Below are 8,992 nucleotides of genomic sequence, written 5' to 3'. Positions count from 1 at the left end.
AACAAGTCTTAGTGAGAGTCAAATGCTTTCACTTTCAAGGACAAGTTGTGATGGGGAGGGAAATAATAGTACCGAAGTTCCTGATGTCACACTGCCAAGAAAAGCTTCTAGTGAGAAAACAACGACCCGTACCGCAAACCGACACAGGTAGTCGAGGAGAGAATCCTAAGGTGTGCGAGAGAACTCTCGTTAAGGAACTCGGCAAAATGACCCCGTAACTTCGGGAGAAGGGGTGCTGCTCTAACGAGCAGCCGCAGTGAATAGGCCCAAGCGACTGTTTATCAAAAACACAGGTCTCTGCAAAATCGTAAGATGAAGTATAGGGGCTGACGCCTGCCCGGTGCTGGAAGGTTAAGAGGAGTGCTTAGCGTATGCGAAGGTACGAATTGAAGCCCCAGTAAACGGCGGCCGTAACTATAACGGTCCTAAGGTAGCGAAATTCCTTGTCGGGTAAGTTCCGACCCGCACGAAAGGCGTAACGATTTGGGCACTGTCTCAACGAGAGACTCGGTGAAATTTTAGTACCTGTGAAGATGCAGGTTACCCGCGACAGGACGGAAAGACCCCATGGAGCTTTACTGTAGTTTGATATTGAGTGTCTGTACCGCATGTACAGGATAGGTAGGAGCCGTAGAGATCGGAACGCCAGTTTCGATGGAGGCAATGGTGGGATACTACCCTTGCGTTATGGCCACTCTAACCCGCACCACTAATCGTGGTGGGAGACAGTGTCAGATGGGCAGTTTGACTGGGGCGGTCGCCTCCTAAAAGGTAACGGAGGCGCCCAAAGGTTCCCTCAGAATGGTTGGAAATCATTCGTAGAGTGTAAAGGCAAAAGGGAGCTTGACTGCGAGAGCTACAACTCGAGCAGGGACGAAAGTCGGGCTTAGTGATCCGGTGGTTCCGCATGGAAGGGCCATCGCTCAACGGATAAAAGCTACCCTGGGGATAACAGGCTTATCTCCCCCAAGAGTCCACATCGACGGGGAGGTTTGGCACCTCGATGTCGGCTCGTCGCATCCTGGGGCTGTAGTCGGTCCCAAGGGTTGGGCTGTTCGCCCATTAAAGCGGCACGCGAGCTGGGTTCAGAACGTCGTGAGACAGTTCGGTCCCTATCCGTCGCGGGCGTTGGAAATTTGAGAGGAGCTGTCCTTAGTACGAGAGGACCGGGATGGACTTACCGCTGGTGTACCAGTTGTCTCGCCAGAGGCATCGCTGGGTAGCTATGTAGGGAAGGGATAAACGCTGAAAGCATCTAAGTGTGAAGCCCACCTCAAGATGAGATTTCCCATTTCTTTAAGAAAGTAAGATCCCTGAGAGATGATCAGGTAGATAGGTCAGAAGTGGAAGTGCAGTGATGTACGGAGCGGACTGATACTAATCGATCGAGGACTTAACCAATAAAATGAAAAACTCGACGAGTTTTGATGAAGTACTTCAATCCAGTTTTGAGTGAATAACTCACCATAGTGTGGTGGCGATAGCGAGAAGGACACACCTGTTCCCATGCCGAACACAGAAGTTAAGCTTCTTAGCGCCGATTGTAGTGAAGGGTTTCCCTTTGTGAGAGTAGGACGTCGCCATGCTGTAATTATTCCGGCATAGCTCAGTTGGTAGTAGCGCATGACTGTTAATCATGATGTCGTAGGTTCGAGTCCTACTGCCGGAGTTCTCGAAAGAGATAGAGTAGTAAGTTGAGCTTCTTTTAATCCGGAGAGTTGTCCGAGAGGCCGAAGGAGCATGATTGGAAATCATGTAGATGGCGTAAGTTGTCTCAAGGGTTCGAATCCCTTACTCTCCGTAGTAAATATATTGGTCCGTTGGTCAAGCGGTTAAGACACCGCCCTTTCACGGCGGTAACACGGGTTCGATTCCCGTACGGATCATTGCTTTAAAATATTGGAGGTTTAGCTCAGCTGGGAGAGCATCTGCCTTACAAGCAGAGGGTCAGCGGTTCGATCCCGTTAACCTCCATAAATAATTGGTTCCGTGGTGTAGGGGTTAACATGCCTGCCTGTCACGCAGGAGATCGCGGGTTCAAATCCCGTCGGGACCGTTATTATTTTATAGCAAAAATTTAATTAGCTAGTATGGCTCGGTAGCTCAGTTGGTAGAGCAATGGATTGAAGCTCCATGTGTCGGCAGTTCGATTCTGTCCCGCGCCATTATGGAGGAGTAGCGAAGTGGCTAAACGCGGCGGACTGTAAATCCGTTCCTTTTGGTTCAGTGGTTCGAATCCACTCTCCTCCATTTTTTATTCTAGGGACATAGTTTAAAGGTAGAACAACGGTCTCCAAAACCGTTAGTGTGGGTTCAATTCCTACTGTCCCTGCCATGGCGATCGTGGCGAAGTGGTTAACGCACCGGATTGTGGCTCCGGCACTCGTGGGTTCGATTCCCATCGTTCGCCTTTTTTTAATGGGGTATAGCCAAGCGGTAAGGCAAGGGACTTTGACTCCCTCATGCGTTGGTTCGAATCCAGCTACCCCAGTTCCTTAAATGGAAATTTTAATATGGCGGTATAGCCAAGTGGTAAGGCAGAGGTCTGCAAAACCTTCATCACCGGTTCAAATCCGGTTACCGCCTTAGTACATTATAATTTAATATACTATTATGCCGGCGTGGCGGAATTGGCAGACGCGCTGGACTCAAAATCCAGTGCCCGTTGAGGGCGTGCCGGTTCGACCCCGGCCGCCGGTATTAACTAAGATGTCTATCATCTTAGTTTTTTATTTGGGTAATATGGCGATCGTGGCGAAGTGGTTAACGCACCGGATTGTGGCTCCGGCACTCGTGGGTTCGATTCCCATCGTTCGCCCTTTTTTTAATGGGGTATAGCCAAGCGGTAAGGCAAGGGACTTTGACTCCCTCATGCGTTGGTTCGAATCCAGCTACCCCAGTTTATGGGATTGACTTTTGATATGTTTTCATACATAATACATCCATTAGGGGAGTAGCACACAATATGTGTTATTAGATCAACAGCAAGCTAGAAATAGCTGGTCTAGTAAATTAAAGGCGAGACCTAAGTATACGTATCTTTGATACGTATACTTAGGTCTTTTTTTTATATTAATGATTAGGAGGAATAAAATGAATAAATCAGTAAAGAATAAACTATCTTTTGCTGGTCTTTTAGTTGCAATGGGTGTTGTCTATGGCGATATTGGAACAAGTCCATTATATGTAATGAAAGCTATTGTATTTGAAAATGGTGGTGTTGAATCCTTAACAAAAGAATTTGTTTTAGGAGCTGTTTCATTGATTTTTTGGACACTGACTGTTTTGACTACAGTAAAGTATGTTTGGCTTGCTTTAAAAGCAGATAATCACGGTGAGGGAGGGATTTTTGCACTGTTCTCATTAGTGAAACAACAAAAAAAATGGTTGATCATCCCTGCAATGATTGGGGGCGCGGCGCTGTTAGCTGATGGAGTACTAACACCTGCTGTTACAGTGACAACTGCAGTTGAAGGTCTAAGGGAGCTTCCGGTATTTATCAATTTATTTGGTCAAAATCAACAAGTCATCATCATCATTACTTTATGTATTTTATTGATTCTATTTTCGATCCAGCGTTTTGGTACAGATTTTGTAGGAAAAGCATTTGGTCCGATCATGTTTTTATGGTTTACATTTTTAGGCTTTTTAGGATTGGTTTATTTCATTCAAGATCTAACCGTATTAAAAGCCTTAAATCCGATGTATGCGTTTAAATTACTCTTTAGTTCAGAAAATAAATTGGGGTTGTTTATTCTAGGAAACGTCTTTTTGGCTACAACTGGAGCAGAAGCACTTTACTCTGATATGGGTCATGTAGGTAGACGAAATATTCGCATTAGCTGGCCATATGTCAAGATCTGTTTAATGTTCAATTATTTTGGTCAAGCGGCCTTTTTAATTCAATTGATCGACTCACATCAAACGGTATCCGATACATTCAATCCATTCTTTGCTTTATTGCCAAGTCAATACTTATGGTTTGGTGTGTTGTTTGCTACGATTGCCGCGATTATTGCTTCACAAGCTTTACTATCCGGATCGTTTACATTAGTATCTGAAGCAATCAAATTAAAACTGTTTCCAAGAATGAAATTGTATTATCCAGGAACAAATATCGGACAAGTTTATATTCCGGTAATCAATTTTGTTTTATGGTTAGCTTGTTCATTAGTGGTAGTTGGATTTCAAACGTCAACTAAAATGGAGGCAGCTTATGGGCTATCGATCACAGTTACCATGTTAACGACGACGATTTTGCTCTATTCTTATTTAGTGAAAATGCGCTATTCGACAATTTTTGCTTTAGGGATCACCTTCTTTTTTGGTGCGATTGAAACAGTATTTTTTATTTCGAGTGTATTAAAATTTTTCCACGGAGGATATGTTGCGGTGATTATGGCACTGATCATTTTAGGGATCATGGCGATATGGCAGAGAGGAAATACGATTGTTTCACGCGAGAGTGAAGAAATTGGGATTCGACCATTTATTCCGCAATTACGTGCATTAAAAGAAGACCAAACAATCGATTTGAGCCAGACCAATATTTTATTTATGGTACCTCAAATGAATCAGGATAAAATTGGAAAAGAATATTTATATTCAATTTTAGATAAATCGCCAAAACGTGCAAAAGTCTATTGGTTCATCAATGTTGAAGTAACCGATGAACCGTATACCAAAGAATATGAAGTTGAATTATTCGATACAGACTTTATCGTTTTTGTAAAATTACATTTAGGGTTTAGGGTCGATCAAGAAATTAATTTATACATCCGTGAAATCGTTCAGCAATTGATGCATGATGGGCGAATTAAGCGACAACCACAGCAGTATTCGATTCGCCCAAATCGCGAAGTGGGAGATTTTCAATTTATTTTGATCCAAGAGGCATTAGCAACACATACCAGTTTGAATAAATGGGACCGTCAAGTCATGCAATTAAAGTTATGGATCAAAAAATTTACTGTAGCACCAGAAAACTGGTTTGGCTTAGAATATAGTGAAGTGAAATATGAAACTGTACCGTTGATTTTAGGTCAAAATCGACATGTTGATATACAGGAGCGAAAAAAAACAAGCGAGTAATTTCGCTTGTTTTTTTATAGTTCGTTATAGTGACGAATCGTATTTTGAATAGATTGAATACTAAACAATTGAGAATCTTCAAATACTTGGTCTTGATCAGTCAGTAAAGTATCTGTAAAGAATTGTTCATATTCTTCAAGACTCAATGCATATCGATTGTCTAGTATATCTTCATGTAGCTCTTTAGCTAGGTGTGCTTCATATCCTTCGACTAGTTCACCTGAGAAAAACTCTGCGACAGTACCTGATCCGTAACTAAACAATCCAATACGATCGGCAGCTTTTAAGACTTGGCTTTGTTCCAATAAAGAAATAAGGCTAAGATACAATGATCCAGTATATAAGTTTCCAACACGACGACTATAGACGATACTTTCTTCATATCGTGCGAGCAAACGTTCTTGTAGCTCTGGTGTTTCTTTTTCTAGTTCGCTCATCATAGCTTTTTTCCCCATTTTAGTATAAGGAACGTGGAAAGTCATCGCAGCAAAATCAGCAAATGTTAAACCTGTACGTGTTTGATACTCTGTCCAAACTTTTCCAAAAGATTCGATATAAGTCTGATTGGATAATGCTCCTTCAACTAATGGGTACTCATGTCCGATTGGACGCCAAAAATCATAAATATCTTGTGTTAGAGAAACCGTGTCCTGATGCAATCTTAAAATATGTGGGTCAGCTGAAATCAACATCGCAACAGCGCCAGCTCCTTGAGTCGGTTCACCACCTGAATTTAACCCATAACGTGCATTATCACTAGCCACAACTAAAACTTTGCTCTTAGGATTTCGTTGAATATGACCAAGTGCCAATTGTACGCCAGCGGTTGCACCATAACAAGCTTCTTTGATTTCAAATGATCGCGCAAAAGGCTGAATCCCTAGCATACGATGCAACACGATTGCTGAAGCCTTTGATTCATCGATGCTTGATTCGGTTCCTACGATTACCATGTCAATAGCTGCTTTATCTTCAGGTGAAAGCATAGGTAATGCTGCATTCATAGCAAATGTAATAATATCTTGAGTTTTTGGTGCTACTGCCATTTGGCTTTGTCCAATACCAATTAAAAATTTATTTGGATCAACATTTCGAGCATGAGCTAAATCTGTCATATCCATAAAATAAGAAGGGACAAAAAAATTGATTTTATCTATACCTACGTGCATATCGTTCTCCTTTAAATCGTTATACTATAAAAATAGCATATTTTACGAAAAAAGTGGAACAAATGATAGAAATTTAAAGTTTGTTAAAAAATCAGCAATTCCTAGCTTTAACGGATTTTGTCAGGTGTTTTTTTTTAAGGAATCATGCTATATTTTTACTTGGAGGTGGCGAAGTGGAAAAAATAGTAATTATTGAGGCATTACGAACGCCAGTAGGGAAATATAAAGGAGTCTTATCTGACTTTCAAGCAGTTGATCTAGGTGGACTAGTAACAAAAGAAATTATTCAAAGACAGCCGTCTTTAAAAGATAAAATCGATTATGTTGTATTTGGTAATGTATTACAAGCCGGAAATGGTCAAAATCCAGCTCGACAAATTGCATTGCATTCTGGTCTTGATGTCAGTGTTCCAGCGGTGACAGTAAATGAAGTGTGTGGATCAGGTCTAAAAGCTATCAGTCATGCGCGCCAAATGTTACTTCTAAATGAAGCAGATCTAGTGATTGCTGGAGGAACAGAGAGTATGACCAATGCACCTACTTTAGTCGAATACAATCGTAAAGAAGATACGTACCGTAATCCTCGACAAGTGATGTTTGTGGATGGTTTAACTGATGCTTTTTCTGGTCAAGCTATGGGTATGACAGCTGAAAAAGTAGCAGAAACATTTTCTGTCTCCAGAGAAATGCAAGATCATTTTGCTTATCAGTCACAAAAAAAGGCCGCTAAAGCTCAAGAAAATCAATGGTTTGAAGCAGAAATGTTACCTATTGTGGATGCAAATGATCAAAAAATCGCATTTGATGAAGGGATTCGTCCGCAAACTACGATGGAAAAATTAGCAGAATTAAAAACAGTTTTTAAAGAAAATGGAACGGTAACTGCAGGAAATGCCTCTACCATAAATGATGGAGCAAGTTCGTTATTATTGTGTACGAAATCATACGCCTTGGCACATGATATACCTTATTTAGCCGAAATAGAAGATATTGTAGAAGTTGGGATCGATCCTTCGATTATGGGGATTTCGCCAATTACCGCAATTGAAAAACTATTCGAACGTAATGCGCTTACGTCCAAGGATATCGATCTATTTGAAATCAATGAAGCTTTTGCTGCTTCTTCGGTTGTCGTACAAGATAAATTAAACTTAGAAGATGAAAAAGTAAATATTACAGGGGGTGGAATTTCATTAGGCCATCCGATCGGCGCAACAGGTGCTCGAATCGTAACAACACTTATTCATCAACTGAAACGAACCAATCAGCATACAGGAGTTGCTTCACTATGTGTTGGTGGTGGGTTAGGTCTTGCATTGTTATTGAAAGTGCCAGAGGAGTAGGCGATGAACAAACCATTTTATAAACAAACTCCAGCACAACGTCGAACGGTTCTTTCTGAACAAGCACAATTAACTGAAGCAGAACAAAAAGAATTGGCGCATCAAACCTTATCTGAAGAATTGGCGACGCATTTGATTGAAAATCAAGTGAGCGAATTTGCTGTACCGATTGGAATCGTAAATGGGTTAAAAGTAAATGATCGCATACGTGTATTAGCATTAGCGACAGAAGAACCTTCTGTCATCGCTGCTTGTAATTATGGCGCAAAAATGGTACATGAAGTGGGCGTACAGACGGAAATGAAAACAAAGTTTGTACGTGGTCAAATTATTTTTCCAAACGTCAGTGATTGTGACAGATTAGTTGATTTATTGCAGCGAAAAAAAGAGGAAATGATCGCTCAGGCGCATCAGGCACATCCATCGATCGTCACTCGTGGTGGTGGTGTTCAAGCTATAGAGATTCGCGCATTATCTGCAGAATATGTTTCTTGCGACTTGATCGTGGATCCCAAAGAAGCGATGGGGGCCAATATGGTCAACACAATGGCTGAAGCCGTAAAAAGGTATCTAATGACGCAAACGGATGAAGAGATTCTAATGGGAATCTTGAGTAACTATGCTACTGAAGCTATGGTAACAGCTCGTGTTGTAGTACCCTTTCAGGCATTAGCAAAATCTGCTCCCGGGAAGCTAGTCGCGAAACGTATTGTTCAAGCTTCTAAAGCGGCTCAACTTGATGTTTACCGAGCAGTAACCCATAATAAAGGGATTATGAACGGAATGGAAGCATTTGTTTTGGCCACAGGAAATGATACACGGGCTTTTGCAGCAGCTGTGCATGCCTATGCGGCTCGTCATGGACAGTATCAAGGATTGACGATGTGGCAACTTGAAGAGGAACATTTAGTAGGCACCATTGAAATTCCTAGTTTATTGGGATCAGTTGGCGGTGCAATTACATTATTACCCAAAGCGAAATTGGTATCCAAATTAGCGCAACAGCCGACTGCAAGTGAATTAGGTCAGTTAACTGCTGCGATTGGATTAGTACAAAATTTAGCAGCCTTACGTGCATTAGTCAGTGAAGGAATCCAACAAGGGCATATGTCACTTCAGGCTCGGACGTTAGCTATGACAGTAGGCGCGATTGGAGACGAAATCGAGTATGTCACAAAACGCTTACAAGAAGATACGATGAATCAGGAAGTCGCTAAAAAATGGTTAGAAGTATATCGTCAAACTAAATAAGAACAGTATTTGGTTTCATTAAAGAAAGAAAAAAATAAAAATTAGAATAAATTCATTTTTTCAGTAGAAATCGCTTTATTTTTTTGTCAGAATAGCATAAACTAGAAACTGTACCATGATTTTATGAACTGTTGGTTA

Annotated in this window: 2 protein-coding genes, 14 tRNA genes, 2 rRNA genes and 1 pseudogene (1 of these 19 cut by a window edge); 18 read left to right on the top strand and 1 reads right to left on the bottom strand. The window is 41.3% G+C overall.

Going from position 1 to position 8,992, the window contains the following annotated elements; all coding sequences use genetic code 11:
- The 17 genes from I573_RS09580 to I573_RS09500 all read left to right on the top strand — a co-directional run.
- Window positions 1-1,401, top strand: a 23S ribosomal RNA gene (locus I573_RS09580); it begins 1,513 nt to the left of the window's first position.
- Window positions 1,402-1,470: 69 nt separating this feature from the next.
- Window positions 1,471-1,586: ribosomal RNA gene (gene rrf / locus I573_RS09575) — 5S ribosomal RNA — on the top strand.
- A gap of 9 nt (window positions 1,587-1,595) precedes the next feature.
- Window positions 1,596-1,669 (top strand) — tRNA-Asn (locus I573_RS09570).
- 43 nt (window positions 1,670-1,712) lie between these two features.
- Window positions 1,713-1,801: transfer RNA gene (locus I573_RS09565), tRNA-Ser, on the top strand.
- A 13-nt stretch (window positions 1,802-1,814) separates the two neighbouring features.
- Window positions 1,815-1,886 (top strand) — tRNA-Glu (locus I573_RS09560).
- A gap of 15 nt (window positions 1,887-1,901) precedes the next feature.
- Window positions 1,902-1,974, top strand: a tRNA-Val gene (locus I573_RS09555).
- 9 nt (window positions 1,975-1,983) lie between these two features.
- Window positions 1,984-2,056: transfer RNA gene (locus I573_RS09550), tRNA-Asp, on the top strand.
- A gap of 36 nt (window positions 2,057-2,092) precedes the next feature.
- Window positions 2,093-2,165 (top strand) — tRNA-Phe (locus tag I573_RS09545).
- 4 nt (window positions 2,166-2,169) lie between these two features.
- Window positions 2,170-2,250, top strand: a tRNA-Tyr gene (locus I573_RS09540).
- A gap of 11 nt (window positions 2,251-2,261) precedes the next feature.
- Window positions 2,262-2,335: transfer RNA gene (locus tag I573_RS09535), tRNA-Trp, on the top strand.
- A 2-nt stretch (window positions 2,336-2,337) separates the two neighbouring features.
- Window positions 2,338-2,410: transfer RNA gene (locus I573_RS09530), tRNA-His, on the top strand.
- Between the two features lie 9 nt (window positions 2,411-2,419).
- Window positions 2,420-2,491: transfer RNA gene (locus I573_RS09525), tRNA-Gln, on the top strand.
- 24 nt (window positions 2,492-2,515) lie between these two features.
- Window positions 2,516-2,586 (top strand) — tRNA-Cys (locus I573_RS09520).
- Window positions 2,587-2,615: 29 nt separating this feature from the next.
- Window positions 2,616-2,700 (top strand) — tRNA-Leu (locus I573_RS09515).
- Window positions 2,701-2,745: 45 nt separating this feature from the next.
- Window positions 2,746-2,818: transfer RNA gene (locus I573_RS09510), tRNA-His, on the top strand.
- Window positions 2,819-2,828: 10 nt separating this feature from the next.
- Window positions 2,829-2,900: transfer RNA gene (locus I573_RS09505), tRNA-Gln, on the top strand.
- Window positions 2,901-3,093: 193 nt separating this feature from the next.
- Window positions 3,094-5,091, top strand: a complete 1,998-nt coding sequence (locus I573_RS09500; protein WP_016185225.1) for a KUP/HAK/KT family potassium transporter — start codon at window positions 3,094-3,096, stop codon at window positions 5,089-5,091.
- A gap of 14 nt (window positions 5,092-5,105) precedes the next feature.
- Here the strand turns inward: I573_RS09500 and I573_RS09495 are convergent, their stop codons facing one another.
- Window positions 5,106-6,260, bottom strand: a complete 1,155-nt coding sequence (locus I573_RS09495) for a hydroxymethylglutaryl-CoA synthase (RefSeq protein WP_016185226.1) — start codon at window positions 6,258-6,260, stop codon at window positions 5,106-5,108.
- A 173-nt stretch (window positions 6,261-6,433) separates the two neighbouring features.
- Between I573_RS09495 and I573_RS11420 the strand changes: the two are divergent.
- Window positions 6,434-8,854, top strand: a pseudogene (locus tag I573_RS11420) (hydroxymethylglutaryl-CoA reductase, degradative).
- Window positions 8,855-8,992 lie beyond the last annotated feature (138 nt).

Source organism: Enterococcus sulfureus ATCC 49903, from assembly GCF_000407605.1.
GTDB classification, from domain to species: Bacteria; Bacillota; Bacilli; order Lactobacillales; family Enterococcaceae; genus Enterococcus_G; species Enterococcus_G sulfureus.
This window is presented reverse-complemented; position numbering and strand designations above follow the sequence as displayed.

Bases quoted from the DNA above. Each gene is read 5' to 3' on its own strand.
- I573_RS09500 (WP_016185225.1), top strand. From the start codon at position 3,094: ATGAATAAATCAGTAAAGAATAAACTATCTTTTGCTGGTCTTTTAGTT.
- I573_RS09495 (WP_016185226.1), bottom strand. From the start codon at position 6,260: ATGCACGTAGGTATAGATAAAATCAATTTTTTTGTCCCTTCTTATTTT.